A 16,838-nucleotide genomic window follows, 5' to 3' on the forward strand; every position below is an offset into this window, starting at 1 on the left:
GAAACCAGGGACCTATAACCACGAATGGTTATTGGTGAGCGATGGTGGAACGACGAATCCCGTTCACAGCACAGCCACGGAGTATGGGTCCCTGCTTTCGCCAGGACGACACGTGGAGGGAATCTTGTCCAGAACCATCCAGCCGTCGTCCTGGCGAAAGCCAGGACCCATTACCCCAAATGGCAATTGCGGTGCGGCGCTGGGGCTACGATTTCGTTCACAATCAAATTCGGTGGTTATGGGTCCTGGCTTTCGCCAGGACGACGAGAATATTTGCAACGGTCAGCGCACCACGCCCCCCTCACTTCACCAGCGCCTCGACCTCCTTGCGGAACGCCTGGCGCGAGCCGTCGCGGGAGTAGAACATGTGGCCGCCCGGATAGACCGCAAGCTTGGTGCGGCTTGGACCGGCGAAGGCCGGCAGCTGGTCGAGAATGATCTTCGAGGCGAAGTACGGCGTTGCGAGATCGAACAGGCCGTGGCCGACCAGGAGCCTCATCTTCGGATCGAGCGCCAGCATCTGGCGCAGCTGCGTCACTGACTCCGCCGGATTGATGCCGTGACCGAACTCCCAGGCCTTGTTCACGGTCTCGCTGAGCAGGTGATAGGAGCCGTCCGGCCGCCAGTTCAGCCTGCGCGTGGTGAGGTCGACCGCGGCGCTGGTTAGCGGCGCCATCAGGGGATCGCCCGAGGGATCGTTGAAGCGGAAGTAGCTGGAGTCCGGATAGGGATCGAAGCCTTCGACCGACGCATCGTAGCGGCCGGTCACCTTGCCGTTCTTGCGATCGAACTCGCGGCGGAATTCGCCGATGTCGAAACGGCCGGCGAGCCTGCGGCTCACCGCCTGATCGATGCCGGTCAGGTTAGCGACCTTGTCGGCAAGGCGCGTGGTGGCCTCGGAGTCGGCCTGCCCCTTGACGAGATCGAGCAGGAAATCGCCGCGCGCGTAGCTCTCGACGTCAGCGAGATCCTCGCGGGTCACCGGTCCCTTGGACTGCCGCGCGACCGCCGCCATGGTCGGCAGGCTCGCGACATATTGCAGGATGCTGGAGCCGGCATAGTCGCGGAAATCGAGCACCGGCGAGATCAGGATCAGGCCGCGCACGCCGACGCCCTGCTGCATTTGCAGATTGCGCACCACCTTGGGCCCGCGGATGCCGCCATAGCTTTCGCCAGTGACATATTTCGGCGAGGTCAGCCGGTCGTATTTCTCCAGCCAGCGGCGGATCACCAGCGCGACCGAATTGGCATCGCCGTCGACGGTGAAGAAGCGCTTGCGCGCATCCTCAGACGTCGTGACGAAGCGGCTGTAGCCGGTGCCGACCGGATCGATGAAGACGAGATCGGTGAAATCAAGCCAGGTGTCGGCATTCGCCTGCAATTCGGGCGAAGCCGACGACACTGCGCCGTCGCCGTCGAACGGCAGCCGCCACGGCCCGACATTTCCGAATTGCAGCCAGGCCGACGCGGAGCCCGGCCCGCCGTTGAACAGGAACGTCACCGGACGGTTCGCCTTCTCGGCGCCGTCGAGTTGGTAGGAGGTGTAGGCGATGTCGGCAAGCGGCTCGCCCTTGTCGTCGAACACGCGGATCGAGCCCGCAGTCGCGCTGAAGTTCAGCGTGCGGCCCGGCAGCGCGACCGACTGCTTGGTCGTGGAGTCCGGCGGCAGGCGGTGCTGCTCGGCGGTCGACGCATTGGCCGCGGCATTGGCGCCGGAGCCCGCCTCGCCGCGGCCTTCCCGGCCCTTCTGGCCGCTTGGGCTCTGACCGCTTGGATTCTGACCGCTTGGGGCCTGCACGCTCGGCGACGGCGACGGCTGCGGAGCCTCGTCCTCGGCCCGCGCCGCGGTTGCAAGGCAGGCCACCAGCAGCGCTGCCGCGAGCCGTGTCGCAAAACTGTTAGCCATGCCGTTCACTCCCTGGGCCGACGTTTACGCATATCAAAGCGTTTTCGAGCGAAGTGGATACCGGTTCGCGTGAAGAAAACGCGTCAAAATCAAAATCTAGAGCCCGGGTCGTCAGAACCGGGCTCGGGGCCATAAACTACGATAGCCTGGCGGCACCGGTGTGGCGTGCGGTCCGTTCCCGGACCATCTCGACAAGGCCGCCCGGGATGTATAGACGAGCGCGGCGTAATCCGGGCCAAAAGAGTTCGTGAGCGATGGCTAGCCCCAAGCGGTATGACAAGATCGCCTTCGTCGCCAGCGCGAGTGCGGAAGCGCAGACGGCGCTCGAGCAGCTGACCGCGATGTACGGCAACCATTCGGCCGCCGACGCCGACGTCGTGGTCGCGCTCGGCGGTGACGGGTTGATGCTGCAGACGCTGCACGCCAACATGCGCAGCGGTAAGCCGATCTACGGCATGCATCGCGGCACCGTCGGCTTCCTGATGAATGAATATTCGACGCATGATCTGCGCACGCGGCTTGCGGCGTCGCGGGAGTCGCTGATCAATCCGCTCCTGATGCGCGCGACCGACATCCACGGCGCCGTGCATCTGCATCACGCCATCAACGAGGTCGCGCTGTTCCGGCAGACCTACCAGGTCGCCAAGCTGCGCATCCTGATCGACGAGCATGAGCGGATGCCCGAGCTGATGGCCGACGGCATCCTGGTGGCGACGCCGGCCGGATCGACCGCCTACAATCTCTCGGCCCAGGGCCCGATCCTGCCGATCAACGCGGCGCTGCTGGCGCTGACCCCGATCAGCGCGTTCCGGCCGCGGCGCTGGCGCGGCGCGCTGCTGCCGAACTCCGCCTTCGTGGTGATCGAGGTGATCGAGGGCGAGAAGCGCCCGGTCGCCGCCGTCGCCGACCATGACGAGGTCCGCGACGTCCGCCGCGTCGAGGTGCTCTCCGACAAGACCATTGCGATGCGGATGCTGTTCGACCCCGGCCATTCGCTGGAGGAGCGCATCTTGCGCGAGCAGTTCGGCTACTGACGGCCGCGCCCGCCCTGCCCGGCAACCAATCATTAACCCCGGGCGGGATATGGTTAACGTCGGGTAATACCGCATTGGCCCGGTATGCCCTCTCGGGACCGGACCATGTATCGCATCGATTTCAACAAGCTGCGATTTTTGATTTGCGACGACAATCCGCACATGCGCCGCATCCTGCGCACGCTTTTGCATTCGTTCGGCGCGCGCGAAGTCTATGAGGCCGAGGACGGCGCCACTGCGCTCGAGATGTATACGCACTATGTGCCCGACATCGTCATCACTGACTGGTCGATGCCGATCTTCGACGGGCTCGAGCTCGCGCAGATGATCCGGCAGCCGGAATCCAAGGGCAATCCCTACGCGCCGATCATCATGCTGACCGGGCATTCCGAGAAGCGCCGCGTCACGGTGGCGCGCGATGCCGGCGTCACCGAATTCCTGGCCAAACCGATCTCGGCCAAGGGCTCTACCAGCGGATCATGAACGTGGTCGCCAACCCGCGCCCGTTCATCAAGACCAAGACCTATTTCGGCCCCGACCGCCGCCGCAACACCACCAACACCTATATCGGCCCCGAACGCCGCGGCAGCGGCGAGGTCGAGGTGCTGCAACAGCCGTCGCTGCTCGAGAAGGCGCGCTCGACCATTTAGGATATCGCCATGGCGAAAGACAAACCCGGGACGATCGAGGTCAAGAGTTTCGGCACGCACCACGTCATCACGCAGCCGAACCCGCTGCGCAAGATGCTGCTGCGCGTGCCCGAGAGCGATCTCGACGATCCGGTCGGCCGCGCCGAAAAGGCGCTCGCCGGACTATCGGGCGAGTTCAAGGAATGGATGACGATCGAGGCCGACCGCCTCTCCGCCGCGCACGCCACCGTGATGCGCGAAGGCTTCAACGACAAGACGCGCGAGGAGCTGTTCCGCGCCGCGCACGACATCAAGGGCGATGCCGCAACGTTCGGCTATCCGTCGGCGGCAGCAGCCGCCGAGAGCCTGTGCCGCATCATCGAGCACGCGCCGGATCTCGCGACCGTGCCGGCCCAGCTGATCGCCCACCACATCAACGCCGTGCAGGCGATCGTGCGCAACCGCACCAAGCTCGACACCGCGGTTGTGGCCGGCGTGCTGAGCAAGCAGCTCCGCGGCATCGCCGATGAATTCCTGACTCACGCCAATCGCGACCGCCCCGAGCATCTCGAGGCCATCCTCGCGCCGAGCATCGTACCCGGCGAATAGCGGCGGCGCGCCGCGGCGCATGGCCGCGGCTTCAATCATCGTCAATCGCAGCAAGCGCGGCCGTCAGGCCGCGATGAGATCGTCGTCGTAGGGCAGCACCGCGATCGCGTCCTCGGCGGCAAGCTCCTCGCAGAACATCCGGGCATCCTCGCGGGCCGATTCCGTCGCGAAGCGGCGCAGCAGGATCAAGAGCGGCTCGGCCGCCGAATGATCGGTCTCGCAATGGGTCAGTACACGTTCGACCATGCGGCGATGCAGCCGCGCCGCACCGTCGCCGCTGTCGACATAGCCGACCTCGTGGCTGGCCTCGAGCGCGACGCGGAACGCCGCATAGGTCGATTCCGGCAGGCCGGCGCGCCGCAGCAGCGCCTGCAGCCCGTTGCCGCCGCGGTCGTTCAGCAGCGCGGAGACGCGGCCATAGGGCAGCCCGGACAGTTCGGCGAGCGCAGCGCCGAACAGGTCGAGATTGCCCGACAGCAGCGCGCGCAGGATCAGCCCGGCGGTGAGCCGGCCGGTGGCGCGCAGGTGGGTGATCAGGTTCTGCATGTCGTCGCCGAAAGCGCGTGCGGCGATGTTCACCGTGGAGCGCTCTTTCGCCTCGCCGGCGATGCGGTCGGCGCGGTCGGCGCCGAGCCAGTTTCGCGCCACGACGAATTGCGCCAGCGTGTCGGAGAGCTTTGCGACCAGCGCCAGCCGCGTCGCGGACGGCAGGTCATCCAGCGCCAGCATCGATTCCCTGATGGCCGCAAGATGGCCGTGGCGCTCGACGATGCGGTCCCACGAGAATGGCGCAAGCCCGGCATAGGGATTCTCGATCAGCTCGAGCGCGGCCGCGGCCGAGCCGACTTCGGCGATCGCCGCAGCGACGGAGGCCGGAAGATTGACGCGGCGCGCGATCGCGCACTGCATCTCGTCGGAGCCGGTCGCGACGATGTCGACGAGATCGGCATCGATCAAGAGCGGTGAATGCTCCAGCACCGGCAGCGCGATTGCCGGCTGATCGGCCGACAGCGCCTGCACGATCGCAGCCGGCGCCTCCGAACTGTGTGCGAACACCTCGGCCATCGCCTGTCGCACCAGCGGCGACGGGTCGTCGAGCAGCATCAGCAGCGCGCCTTCGGCTGCGATGCGGTCGTCCTCGGTGAGATCTGAAATGAGCCAGGCCCGGGCCAACGCCCGCGTCGCCTCTGCCCGCTCGCCTGCCGGAGCGGTCCTAATCCAACTAATGAACTGCCGAACGATCATGGTCCTTCCGGCTTACGCAACGAAACGGCATCGACTTACGACGCCAACTACAAGGAAAAATAAACCATGACGCTTAACAAAGGGTTCACCATAAACGTTTGGGATTATTGACGTTTCGTTAAGACGGCACTGGCGCGCGGCTTCGCGCGCGCAGCAAGGCGGCGCTAGCCGTTGCTGTAGGTGCCGTTCGGATCGCTGAACAGATCGAGCCGTCCGGGCGCACGGACCTTCGGCGTCGCCGAGGTGGTCAGCGCGGAGGAATTGCCCCACAGCTCCTGCACCGCAGGTGAAATCGGCTGCGAACGTTCGCCGCCCTGGTAGAGCGAGCGGAAGGCCGGCGCCGGCTGCGCCGATGCGACGGTCGAGGTCGCACCGGTTGATGAGGCCGCACCGGCATTCGGGAAGGTCGAGAGATAGGACGCAGTATCCATCGACACCGCTTGCGTCGGCGCGACGCTTGCGATCGCGTAAGGGCTCATGGTGTCGCCGCCCGCCGCAGCGAAGGCGGTGCGCGTATCCTTCGAGTTCGCCGCCGCCGCATAGCGCGTGGTCAGCACCGAATAGACCTGGCTGACGCTGCGCGCGCTGCCCGACTTGTCGTAGAAGATCGACTGGTTCGCCGCCGCCGCCTTCGGGAACATCGCGGCCGCGCTGGCGCTCGGACTGTCCTCGGCGCTCGAGATCAGCTTGCCGGCGCCGCCGACGCCCATGAAATGCGCCATATAGAGCTCGGCGTCGGTCGGACGCCGGCCGAGCGTGCCGGTGAGCTTGAAGCTGTTGGATTGCGTCAGCGCCGCCGCCATCGACGACGCCGCATCGGGATCGTCGCGCAGCTTCATCACCGCGCTCCGCGCGGAGGGATCGCTGACCGAATAGCTGCCGTCGGAATTCTTGGTGATGGCGTCGGCATATTGGCCATAGCCGAGCTGGCTCCCGGCCTCCCTGACGGTGCCGAGCCAGGTCTGGTCGATGAACTGATACAGCCCATGCGCCGACGAGGTGGTGGCGCCGGCCCGCGGATTGAAATTGGATTCCATCTTCGCGGTGGTGAGCAGATATTCGAAGCTGGTGCCGGTGGTCGCGGCCGCCTGCTTGATCGAGCTCGCGACCTTCAGGCGCGAAGGATCGACACCCGCCGAAGCCGTCGCAGTGAAGAGGTCGACCGCCATTGATCCGGTGCCTTGCCGGGCGCCGGCAATCGGCACCCATGTCCTGTCAACCTGCCGTAATTATGGTTAACGGCGCGTTAAGACCGCCCTGCTCAGGGCTGGGCCTCGTAGTAGTGCGCGACCTGGTCGATCTCTTCAGCCGTCATCTGGCGGGCGATGTTGCGCATCTGCTCGCTGATGTCGTTGCGCCGCGCCCCGGACGCAAAGGCCTCGAGCTGGGCCTTGATGTAGACCGCCGACTGGCCACCGAGCCAGGGGCTTCCCGCCTTGTTGTCGATATCGCCGTGGCAGGAGCCGCAGGGCGGGATGTTGCGCATCGGGGCGCCCGTCACCACCACCGCCGGCGCGGCGCGCCCGGTATCCAGGTTGTTCGAAGGCACCCGCGGCAAATAGGCGTAATAGGCCGCAACGTCCTTCATGTCCTGATCGCTCATGGCCGCCGCGAACGGGCTCATCACCACGCTGACTCGCGCGCCGGTCTTGAAGTCGTTGAGCTCCTTGTACGTCACCGCGGCGAACTGTCCGGCGAGGTTCGGTGAATGGGCGTCGCTGACGCCCTGCGGTCCATGGCAGATCGCGCAGCGCTGCGCCAGCGTCGCACCCCGCCCGATCGAGACCTGATCCGCCTTGGTCAGCATCTCCGACGTCATCACGACCTTGGAGGTTTTGAAATCCGGCTTGATGCTCGCTTCCTGCACGGCAGCGCGGGGAACGCCGGCCGCGCTGCAGATCGCGTCCCAGACGCCGGCAAGCTGGAGGTGGGGCTGGAGCAGCGGCAGCCAGATCAGGCCGACGACCGCCGACAGCACCGCAATGCCGGCCGTGATGCCGATGCTGACGCCGAACCAGGGATTGCGCGGGGAGAACAGCGGATGATCGCTCATCGGCCAGCTCCGACATAAACCGCGGGCGCATTGGTCTCGCTCAGCGCCATCAACTGCGCGATCGGGAAGCCGTAGTTCACCACGGTGAGACCGACCATCAAGGCGAGCCACAGGCCGAACGAGTTCAGCGCGACCGGAATCCGTGCCGGCATGTGCAGCGGCACCGCGAAGCGGTAGGCACTCGCCTCGTCTCGCGCGCCGAACTGGCCGCGGACCAGCACCAGCAGGAACAGCAGGCCGGACAGCAGCAGGATGAAGCCGCCGATCGCCGACATGGTGACGGAAAAGGCCTGCGGCGCGATCGCGGGGTTGGCATAGTCATAGAACGCCATGCGGCGCGGCATGCCGAGGATGCCGACATAGTGCCACGGGAACGTGGTCACGATCATGCCGATGAACCACAGCCAGAGCTGCGTCCGCATCAGGCCAAAGCTGTCCAGCGCGCGGCCCGTCACATGCGGCCACAGATCATAGGCAATGGCAAAATACATGATGACGATGGCGCCGCCGAAGATCAGGTGGAAATGGCCGGTGATCCACTGCGTGTTGTGCACGGTGGCGTCGAGCTGATAGCTCATGTTGATCAGGCCGCCGGCGCCGCCGAAGCCGAGCATCACCAGCGACAGCGCGGTCGCCAGCATGATCGGATTGGACCAAGGCAGCGCGCGGATCCAGCCGAATGCGCCGCGGCCGCCGCACAGGCGGCTCGCGATCTCCGCCGACGCGCAGATCGTGAAGACGGTGAGCAGCGTCGGCAGCGCGACCAGGCCGGTGAACACCGAGTGCATGAACTTGAAGCCGGCGCGACCTGCGGGTCGGCAAACAGATGATGCACGCCGATCGGCATCGCCACCACGACGAACAGGATGAACGAGATCCGCGCCATCGCATCGCTATAGAGCCGGCCGCCGATCGCCCGCGGGAAGATCGTGTAATAGGCGATGTAGGTCGGGATCAGCCAGAAATAGACGATGGCATGCAGCGTCCACGAGAAGAACACGCGCGCCAGCCCCGCATCGATTGTGGATTTGAGCCCGAGCGCGACGGGCAGGATCAGGAACAGGATCTCGAGCGCCGCGCCAACCGCAGTCCACGCCCAGAGCAGGGAGCCCGCGACATTGGCGTACATCGCAAGCGGCACCGGCTTGCCCGGGTTCTCGCGCTTCCAGATCGCGAAGTTGATCACCATCAGCGCGACCCAGATCCATGAGCCGACCACGACCATGACGACGCCGATGTAGTAGAAGGGATTGCCGACCATCGGCGGATAGAAGGTGTAGAGCACCGAGGCGAGGCCCAGCGACACCGGAATCATCGCGACAACTGCGCCGACGGCGACCAGGAAGAAACCAGCCCAGGCCCAGCGCCGTCCGATCAGCGCCTTCTCCAGCGAGGCTTCGGTGATCGCATAGCCGAATCCCATTGCGATCAGCGTCGGGAATACGTACCCCATCGCCGAGCCATGCGCGGTGACCGAGCGATAGTAAAACTCCGGATTGAAATGCCAGGCGTTGAGCGGGCTGCGCACGAACATCTGCCAGGCACCGAGCACCAGCGCGGCGCCAAACACGATGAAGGCGAGCCAAAAATGCGCAGCTATCAGCCGCTTGTTAGTCAACACAGGTCAGCCTCCGCTTCGCCGCCGCCATGTCGCGGAATGTGGACTTGTCGACCACCTTGACCCTGCCCCACATGCCCTGGTGGCCGATGCCGCAGAATTCCTGGCACGGCATCACGTGATCGCCCGGCGCCTTGAAGCGCACCGGCAGGTCCGTGATGTAGCCCGGCACCAGCATCGTGTTGATGTTGGTGCCCTCGATCAGGAAGCCGTGGACGACATCGGCGCTGGTGGCGCGGAAGGTGATCGGAGTCTCCGCGGGCACCACGATGCATTGCGGCGTGAAGGAATATTGCTGGCCGATCGCGCGCACGGTGACCGAGCCGTCGGCCGCCAGTTCGCTGCCGAGATTGCTCTCGAGGAATTCGCCGGACAGATGCAGCGTCTTCGGATCGGCGGTTTCGACCCGGCCCTGCGGCATCGTCGCCTGATGGATGCCGATATAGGCCGCCATGCCGACCAGCACGCCAACGATGACGATCGACAGCGTCGCCCAGCGCCGCTCGATCCGCGCCGCAACCGCTTCGCCGAGACTATGGTCCGTCTCTGTCGCCATCAGGGAGCGCTCCGCGGCAGGAAGACCAGCAGATAGAATGCAAACCACAATCCGACCACGATAGCCGTCGCAATGCCCGCGACCGCAATCGCGCCGCCTGGGCCGGCGCGCACGATGGTCTCGACATGCTCGTCTTCCGATCCCGATGCCGACGGTTGCGGCGACGATGAGTTGATCATGACCGCGTTCTCCTAGAGCGCGATGGGATCAGATTGAATCGTCATCACGCCTCGGCTCCCTGTTTGAGCATGATCTCTTCGGAAAACCGCTTCGCACTTTTCCGGATCATGCTTAGTTCAGTGTTGCTGCACGCAGCTCGTTTGCCTGCCGCGCCGACACCGGCTCGCCGCGGTTGCCCCAGGCGGTTCGAATGTAGGTCACGACAGCCGCGACCTCGTCGTCCGACAGCTTCTGCGCGAACGGCGGCATGCCGTGGGGCATCGGATTGCCTGACGTGCCCGGCGGGTATCCGCCATTGAGCACCATCCGGATCGGGTTCACTGCGGAGACCATCTGGATCGACTGGTTGCCGGCGAGCGGCGGATAGTCCGGCGGCATGCCCTGCCCGGTCGCGCCATGACAGCTCGCGCAGTCGCGGTCATAGATCGACTTGCCAAAGGACAGCAGCAGGCTGCTCTCGGCCGACGGCAGCGAGGTCGATGCCTTTTCCGGGGCACCGCCCTGCGCAAGGCCCTTCAGATAGACCGCCATCGCGCGCACATCATCATCGTTGAGATATTGCAGGCTGTTGTAGACGACCTCGGCCATCGGCCCGTACACGGCGCCCTTGGCGGACACGCCCTTGCGCAGATAGTCGACGATTTCCTCGATCGTCCAGTCGCCGAGCCCCGTCTCCTTGTTGGAGGTCAGCGACGGCGCGTACCAGTTCTGCATCGGGATCAGGCCGCCCTCGAAGGCCTGCGACTGCTTGCTGCCGCCAAGCGCGTTGATCGGGGTGTGACACATACCGCAATGACCCAGCCCCTCGACCAGATAATTGCCTCTATTCCATTCCGCCGACTTGGTGGGGTCAGGCTTGAACTCGCCTTCCCTGAAGAACAGCGTGCGCCATCCGAGGATCAGCGAGCGGTTGTTGAACGGGAACGTCAGGTCGTGCGGCTTGTTGAGCTGCTTGACCGGCGGCACCGTGCGCAAATAGGCGTAGATCGCGTCGCTGTCCTCGCGCGTCACCTGGGTGTAGGAGGCGAATGGCATTGCCGGATAGACCAGGCCGCCATCGGGGAAGCGGCCATTGTGCATCATCTGGTAGAACTGGTCCGACGTCCAAGTGCCGATGCCGGTCTGCGGGTCGGGCGTGATGTTCGACGTGTAGAGCGTGCCGAACGGCGTCTTCATCGGAAGGCCGCCGGCAAAGGTCTTGCCTTCGCGCGCGGTGTGACAGGCGATGCAATCGCCGGCGCGCGCGAGATATTCGCCCTTGGCGATGACGGCCGGATCGGCTGCCTTCTGCTGCGCCGATGCCGTGGCGGGCGACAGTGCAAGCAGCAGTCCGACAAGCAGTCCTGTTGAGGTTCGCGACATCGGCACGATCCCTTCAGTGCGGTTCGCTGCCGCATTCGAGCGGCATCGGCAGGCTGCCTCGCGGCGCGAAGGACGGATCGGCCGGCGCCGGACGTGACGACAGGTAGGCGGCCACCGCCTTCACATCGTCCTCCGTCAGCAGGCTCGCGACGATTTGCATGCAATCGGGAGCCAGCGCGGTGCGCGTGCCGTAGCGCCACCCGCCGAGTTGGCCGCTAATATAGGCCGCGCGCAGGCCAAGCAGGCCGGGAATGCCGGGCTCCATGCCGCCCAATGCAGGACCATGGCAGGCCGAACACGGCGGAATGCCGTGCTGCGCATCGCCGTTCTTCACGATCTCCTCGCCGCGCGCCAGGACCTCCTTGCTGTCGACCGGCGGGACCGGCTGTGGAAATGCCGGCCGCAGCGAAGCGAAATACTCGGCGATCTTCTTCAGGTAATCGTCAGTCTGAAACTCCAGCAGGTAGTTCATCGGCGGATATTTCCGCCGTCCATCCCTGAACGCGATCAGCTGGTTGTAGAGGTAGCCGGCCGGCTTGCCGGCAAGACGCGGAAAATACGCGTCGCTGGTGCCCTCGCCTTCGGCGCCGTGACAGGGTGCGCAGGCGAGGACGCGCGCGGCCATGGTATCGGGCGCACGCTCGGTCGTCTGCGATCGGGCGGCATCGATGGGTAGCGCAACGAGCGCTAGCAACGCGGTCAGCGGTAGAAAACGATCCATCACCGTTTTGGCCCCCAGCGCGACGGTGAGACTATAGCCACATCGCGAAACTGGAGGCAACGAAGCGCAAGAATTCGACGCGTCGTCTTTGATTCAGATCAAGAGTTTATTTGCGGTAGACCTGCGACGGATCGAACAGCCGCTCGGCGTCGACGAAGGACAGGCTGACGTCGCCGCCCTCGCCCTTCACCGCGCGATAGAAGCAGGAGCGCCGTCCGGTGTGGCAGGCGGCACCGATCTGCTCGACCTTGATCCACACCGCGTCCTGATCGCAATCCATCCGGATCTCGACCACGCGCTGGGTCTGGCCCGAGCTCTCGCCCTTGCGCCACAGCGCGTTGCGCGAGCGGCTGAAGTACCAGCCTTCGCCGGTCGCGATCGTCTTGCGCAGGGCTTCGTCGTTCATGTGCGCGACCATCAGCACGTCGCCGGTCACAGCATCGGTCGCGACGCAGGTCACAAGACCGGTCGCGTCGAATTTGGGCTGGAAGTCCAGCCCCTCTTCGCGGTCGTGATCGTGGGTCGATGCGGACACGGAAAACCTCGCTCAGGAAAATGCGAGGTTACCGGTTCGGTCCTCGCACCAGGGACAGGAAACGCTGCTGCTCCGCCGGATTGTCGCGGAACATGCCGGTGAAGCGGCTGGTGAAGGTCGATGCGCCATGCTTGGCGACGCCGCGCACCGACATGCAGGTATGCTCCGCCTCGATCAGCACGGCAACGCCGCGGGGCTTCAGCACCTCGTCGATCGCGGCTGCGACCTGCGCGGTGAGATGCTCCTGGGTCTGCAGGCGGCGGGCGAAGATGTCGGTCAGCCGCGCCAGCTTGGAGAGCCCCACGACGCGCTCCACCGGCGTGTAGGCGATATGCGCCTTGCCGTAGAACGGCATCATGTGATGCTCGCACTGCGAGGTGAACTCGATGTCGCGGACCAGAACGAAATCGTCGTAGCCGGCGGTCTCGCCGAAGGTGCGGTTGAGCACTTCGGCCGGGCACTGATGGTAGCCCTGATAGAGCTCGTCATAGGCTTCGACGACGCGGCGCGGCGTGTCGAGCAGGCCCTCGCGGCCGGTGTTCTCACCGATATAGGCGAGCAGCGTCTTCACGGCGTCCTCGGCCTCCGCCCGCGACGGGCGCGGCTGATCGGCACGGACGGCCGCCGCCAAGAATTCTGAAGGGTCGAGCTCGCCTGGCTTCGCGTCAGCCGGCTTGTTCGGGCGAATCGGTTTGATCAAGGCGTCCATGTCTTCTCCGTTCGACCGGCCCTGGCACTGCCCTCGGGCCGGATGTGTCACCGGGCAGACGGGGCGGATCATCGAACCGCCGGGCGCCTGAGTCCCCTTTTGTAGCACCACAACGGCGGATGTGGTCCGCGGTGGTCGCATGGCCGGGCTATGTTTCCGGCGCTGCGGTCCATATATAGGACGGTGAATCCCAGCCGCCAAGAGCGCCCGGCACGGCCGGAACCAGGCATCTGTCCCCATGCTGAACGACATTTACAACAAGCGGATCATTGAGTTGGCCGGCAATATTCCGCGCCTCGGACGGCTGTCCGACCCGGACGCCAGCGCCACCGCGCACTCCAAATTGTGCGGTTCGACCGTCAAGGTCGATCTCAAGATGGACGGCCCCGTGGTGACCGACTTCGCCCATGACGTAAAGGCCTGCGCGCTCGGCCAGGCCTCCTCCTCGATCATGGCGAGCCATGTGGTGGGGTCGACCGCAGCGGAGCTGCGCGACTTGCGCGAGACCGTCCGCAAGATGCTGAAGGAAAATGGCCAGCCCCCGCAGGGGGGCAAATGGGCCGACATCGCATTGCTCGAGCCGGTGCGCGACTACAAGGCCCGTCATGCCTCGACGCTCTTGACGTTCGACGCCGTGGTCGATGCGATCGGCCAGATCGAGGCCAAGGCAAAGCAGCCGGCGTAAGCCTTACTGCCTGCGTAAGCCTTGCTGCCGGCGCAGGCCCTCTCCTACTGAGCCGGCTGGACCGGCGGCGGCGCGGCGCTGGCGCCGACCGGAACGGCGGCCTCGGCGGTCTTGGTCGCCCTCGCGGCCTGCGGCTGCACCTCACCCTCCATGGCGGTGCTCAGGAAGCGATCGTTGTTCTTCGGCTTCGCCTCGGCCATGGGAATTGAATTGTCCTGCCGCGGCAGCACGTCGGCGACGGCATCGGTGGTGACGAGATTGGTCAGCCGCAATTCAGCCGCCGACAATTCGTGCAGGTCTTCCCATGGCGGCACGCTGAGTGCGAGCGACAGCAGCTCACCCGCGCCGCCCATGTCGAAGGTGTACTTGGCAAGGCGGCCGATGTCGCGCTCGACGATCATCAGGTCCTGCGCGGTGTAGCTGGCGGACTTGGCATCGTCGGCGCGGTCGCCCATCCAGATCTGATGCACGCGGACGTGAGCCGCTGGTGGAACGTAGCGCGTCTTGCCCGACAGCAGCAGGAACACGCACATCGACTCGCAATAGGCATCCGGCAGCACGCTCGCGCGGTCGCCATGCGCGGCCTGGCCGACGACGCTGGTGCCGACCGTGGTCAGCGCGCCGAGACCGCGGAAGCGGCGGCCGAGCGCGATCGCGTCGTTGACCGAGCCGCCGCTGGAATCGAGCACGATGGTGGCGCCGTTAAGCTGGCGGCTGCGCGCGAACTCGTCGAACTCCTTCGGGCTATCGGCCGTGATGATGCCGACCGCCGACACCCAGCCGCGGCAATTCGGCTGGCAGGCGATCCAGCTGAACTTCATCGGCAGCTTGCGCTCTTCGAGGGTCGAGCTGGCCCGCGCGGAACTCCCCGTCGTCGTGACGGTTCCGGAAATCGCGAAGCAAAAGGCAACGGCGCCGGTGAGCACCCAACTGCGCAACGAGAGCGACCTGACGAGCCTCAATTTGGTTCCTTCCCCAAAGCCCTTGGTGATGCGAGCGGTGGCAACGGCCCCATGGCAAAGCGCCACGATTCTGTCATCGGCGCGTTATGGGAACGGTAGCCTTGCTGACCTGGACCGTCCATAGGACCTTTGCTGCACCGCGACCAGCGCCGTGCGATAATAGCGAACTGTGGCGTAAATATCTGCAACAGAACAGTTCCTTGGCTTGGAACCCCCGCAAGACTACGTACATACTTGGGTATGCCGTCGACCGATCATTCAACACCATACCATCCACGATGCATGGAGTGTGCCACAACCGCGCGCCGCTTGCCGCGGAACTTCGGCCGCGCCTTGATCTGGATCTACCGGCACACGCTGTCGCCGCTGGTCGGCTACAACTGCCGCCATCTGCCGACCTGCTCGGTCTATGGCGATGAAGCGATCGAGCGCTTCGGGTTGTGGGCCGGCGGGTGGATGACGCTGGCGCGGCTGTTGCGCTGCCAGCCCTGGGGCACCTCCGGGATCGACAACGTGCCGCCGGTCAAACCGCCGGGCGCGCATTGGTATGTGCCCTGGCGCTATGGCCGCTGGCGCGGCGTCAACGACACCTGATCGATTCTGCAGCGCTCCCAAGCCCGGCGCGCATCGCTGCCGGACGGAACTGTGGCGATAGTTGGCGCATTGTTTCAGTGCCCCCTTGCTGCTTCTTGGGGAGGAAACAACAATGCGCTGGAAAATCAGCCACAACGGTCACGATCCCCGGCAGATCGATTTGCTGGCCGTACTTGCCTTGCTCGTCGTGATCGTTGCCGCCTTCGGCTACTTTACTCACAACGCGACCAAGCCGAGCACGACGGCGTTCATCGTGCCGAGCCAGAGCGTGAAGTGGTGACACGCAAGCTCACTCGGCTGCGGCAGCACGCGCCGATCGCGGCCGCGTGATGACCACCACTACAAGCGCCGCTGCAACGAAGGCTGTGGCCACGTAGCCCGCGCTCAGCAGCCATTCGCGCGCGAACAGCAATCCGCCGATCGCCGAGCCGATGGCTTGGCCGATATACAGCACCGAGGTGTTGAGCGAGACCGACGCCGATGCAAGCGCCGGCGCCGCGCCGACCAGCCGCACCTGCTGCATCGAATTGGTCGACGCAAAGCCGAGGCCCCACACCGCCACCGAAGCCGCCATCAAGGCATAGGCGCCGGCGCTCAGCGCCCAGACGGCGACGCCTGCGAGCAGCATCACGGTAAACAGCACCGAGGTTTTCCAGGCGCCCCAGGAATCGACAATGCGTGTCGCGATCGCAATGCCGACGAACCCGAAGATGCCGTAGAGCCCAAACACGATGCCGACCGCGTCCGCGTTCGCGCCGGTCAGCTTGGCGAGCAGCGGTCCCATGAAGGTGAACACCACGAACTGGCCGGACATCTGCAACGTCGTGATCGACAGCAGCAGGATGACGGTCGGATTGCGGCCGAGATCGGCCCAGGTCCTGAGATCGACCGGCGCGCCGTGCAATCCGCCGGGCAGCCGCCACCACAGCAGCACGCAGCTCACGAGCCCGGTCAGCGCGATCGCACCATAGGTCGCGCGAAAACCGTAACGGCTTGCGATGAAGGTGATCAGCGGCAGCCCGATCGCAGCGGCGAGCGACCAGCCGAGGAAGATATAGGCGATCGTGCTGCCGCGCTTTTCCACCGGCACGATCAGCGCCGCGGTGCCGGCCGCTTGCGGTGTATAGAGGACGCCGACCGCGAGCATCACCAGGCGGATGACCAGGAGACTGTCGTAGTCCGGCGCGAAGGCGGATGCCGCGTTGGTCAGCGTCAGCACCAGCAGCGTCACCGTCAGCAAGGCTCGCCGTTCGAACCGGCTGGTCAGCCACGCCGTCACCGGCGAGCCCACGCACAGCACGATCGCGCCGAAGGTGATCAGGAGGCCCGCGGTGTGGATCGTGACGCCGAGTCCGCTCGACAGCTCCGCCAGCATGCCGGCCGGCGCCAGCACCGAGCAGCCGGTGACGATGTTGCCGAGCATCAATGCGGTGGGAGCGA

At 65.4% G+C, this 16,838-nt stretch carries 17 protein-coding genes and 2 pseudogenes; 6 read left to right on the top strand and 13 right to left on the bottom strand.

Translation table 11 applies throughout. From position 1 onward, the window contains the following. Window positions 1-301: 301 nt before the first annotated feature. Window positions 302-1,906: a S10 family peptidase gene (locus tag AKN84_RS38645; protein ID WP_050425636.1), complete on the bottom strand. Its 1,605-nt coding sequence runs from the start codon at window positions 1,904-1,906 to the stop codon at window positions 302-304. A gap of 254 nt (window positions 1,907-2,160) precedes the next feature. Here AKN84_RS38645 and AKN84_RS38650 point away from each other — a divergent pair, with 254 nt between their 5' ends. From AKN84_RS38650 to AKN84_RS38660, 3 genes and pseudogenes are all read left to right on the top strand, one after another. After that, on the top strand, window positions 2,161-2,940 hold the full coding sequence (locus tag AKN84_RS38650) for an NAD kinase (RefSeq protein WP_050425637.1): 780 nt from the start codon (window positions 2,161-2,163) through the stop codon (window positions 2,938-2,940). 105 nt (window positions 2,941-3,045) lie between these two features. Beyond that, window positions 3,046-3,590: pseudogene (locus AKN84_RS38655) on the top strand (response regulator). A gap of 9 nt (window positions 3,591-3,599) precedes the next feature. After that, a complete protein-coding gene (locus AKN84_RS38660; RefSeq protein WP_050425638.1) occupies window positions 3,600-4,178 on the top strand; it encodes an Hpt domain-containing protein in 579 nt (192 codons plus the stop codon). A 63-nt stretch (window positions 4,179-4,241) separates the two neighbouring features. Here the strand turns inward: AKN84_RS38660 and AKN84_RS38665 are convergent, their stop codons facing one another. From AKN84_RS38665 to folE, 10 genes and pseudogenes are all read right to left on the bottom strand, one after another. Further along, entirely contained in the window at window positions 4,242-5,423 is a 1,182-nt protein-coding gene (locus tag AKN84_RS38665; protein ID WP_050425639.1) for a DUF2336 domain-containing protein, read from the bottom strand. Window positions 5,424-5,587: 164 nt separating this feature from the next. Further along, a complete protein-coding gene (locus AKN84_RS38670) occupies window positions 5,588-6,592 on the bottom strand; it encodes a transglycosylase SLT domain-containing protein (protein ID WP_050425640.1) in 1,005 nt (334 codons plus the stop codon). A gap of 92 nt (window positions 6,593-6,684) precedes the next feature. Next, window positions 6,685-7,476: a c-type cytochrome gene (locus tag AKN84_RS38675; protein WP_050425641.1), complete on the bottom strand. Its 792-nt coding sequence runs from the start codon at window positions 7,474-7,476 to the stop codon at window positions 6,685-6,687. Next, window positions 7,473-9,097: pseudogene (locus tag AKN84_RS38680) on the bottom strand (cbb3-type cytochrome c oxidase subunit I). The gene AKN84_RS38675 and the pseudogene AKN84_RS38680 overlap by 4 nt, the downstream one beginning before the upstream one ends. After that, entirely contained in the window at window positions 9,087-9,650 is a 564-nt protein-coding gene (locus AKN84_RS38685; protein ID WP_050425642.1) for a cupredoxin domain-containing protein, read from the bottom strand. Before AKN84_RS38685 ends, AKN84_RS38680 begins: the two are co-directional and overlap by 11 nt. Continuing rightward, window positions 9,650-9,829 carry a hypothetical protein gene (locus tag AKN84_RS38690; RefSeq protein WP_050425643.1) on the bottom strand — a complete coding sequence of 60 codons (180 nt, stop codon included), beginning with the start codon at window positions 9,827-9,829 and terminating at the stop codon, window positions 9,650-9,652. Before AKN84_RS38690 ends, AKN84_RS38685 begins: the two co-directional genes overlap by 1 nt. A 112-nt stretch (window positions 9,830-9,941) precedes the next feature. Further along, window positions 9,942-11,192: a c-type cytochrome gene (locus AKN84_RS38695; RefSeq protein WP_050425644.1), complete on the bottom strand. Its 1,251-nt coding sequence runs from the start codon at window positions 11,190-11,192 to the stop codon at window positions 9,942-9,944. 13 nt (window positions 11,193-11,205) lie between these two features. After that, on the bottom strand, window positions 11,206-11,817 hold the full coding sequence (locus AKN84_RS38700) for a c-type cytochrome (protein ID WP_128971539.1): 612 nt from the start codon (window positions 11,815-11,817) through the stop codon (window positions 11,206-11,208). Window positions 11,818-12,019: 202 nt separating this feature from the next. Next, a complete protein-coding gene (gene hisI, locus AKN84_RS38705) occupies window positions 12,020-12,448 on the bottom strand; it encodes a phosphoribosyl-AMP cyclohydrolase (protein WP_050425646.1) in 429 nt (142 codons plus the stop codon). A gap of 28 nt (window positions 12,449-12,476) precedes the next feature. Beyond that, a complete protein-coding gene (gene folE / locus AKN84_RS38710) occupies window positions 12,477-13,157 on the bottom strand; it encodes a GTP cyclohydrolase I FolE (protein WP_050425647.1) in 681 nt (226 codons plus the stop codon). Window positions 13,158-13,395: 238 nt separating this feature from the next. On the opposite strand from folE, the gene AKN84_RS38715 reads away from it, so the two are divergent. Beyond that, window positions 13,396-13,842, top strand: a complete 447-nt coding sequence (locus AKN84_RS38715; RefSeq protein ID WP_050425648.1) for an iron-sulfur cluster assembly scaffold protein — start codon at window positions 13,396-13,398, stop codon at window positions 13,840-13,842. Between the two features lie 44 nt (window positions 13,843-13,886). Here the strand turns inward: AKN84_RS38715 and AKN84_RS38720 are convergent, their stop codons facing one another. Then, window positions 13,887-14,804, bottom strand: a complete 918-nt coding sequence (locus AKN84_RS38720; RefSeq protein WP_050425649.1) for a COG3904 family protein — start codon at window positions 14,802-14,804, stop codon at window positions 13,887-13,889. A 282-nt stretch (window positions 14,805-15,086) separates the two neighbouring features. On the opposite strand from AKN84_RS38720, the gene yidD reads away from it, so the two are divergent. Then, on the top strand, window positions 15,087-15,398 hold the full coding sequence (gene yidD, locus AKN84_RS38725) for a membrane protein insertion efficiency factor YidD (protein WP_050425650.1): 312 nt from the start codon (window positions 15,087-15,089) through the stop codon (window positions 15,396-15,398). 112 nt (window positions 15,399-15,510) lie between these two features. Beyond that, window positions 15,511-15,678: a hypothetical protein gene (locus AKN84_RS48255; protein WP_167351900.1), complete on the top strand. Its 168-nt coding sequence runs from the start codon at window positions 15,511-15,513 to the stop codon at window positions 15,676-15,678. Between the two features lie 9 nt (window positions 15,679-15,687). Here AKN84_RS48255 and AKN84_RS38730 read toward each other — a convergent pair whose 3' ends face one another. Further along, entirely contained in the window at window positions 15,688-16,821 is a 1,134-nt protein-coding gene (locus tag AKN84_RS38730) for an MFS transporter (protein WP_050425663.1), read from the bottom strand. Window positions 16,822-16,838 lie beyond the last annotated feature (17 nt).

This window comes from Bradyrhizobium tropiciagri, from assembly GCF_001189845.1.
GTDB lineage: Bacteria > Pseudomonadota > Alphaproteobacteria > Rhizobiales > Xanthobacteraceae > Bradyrhizobium > Bradyrhizobium tropiciagri.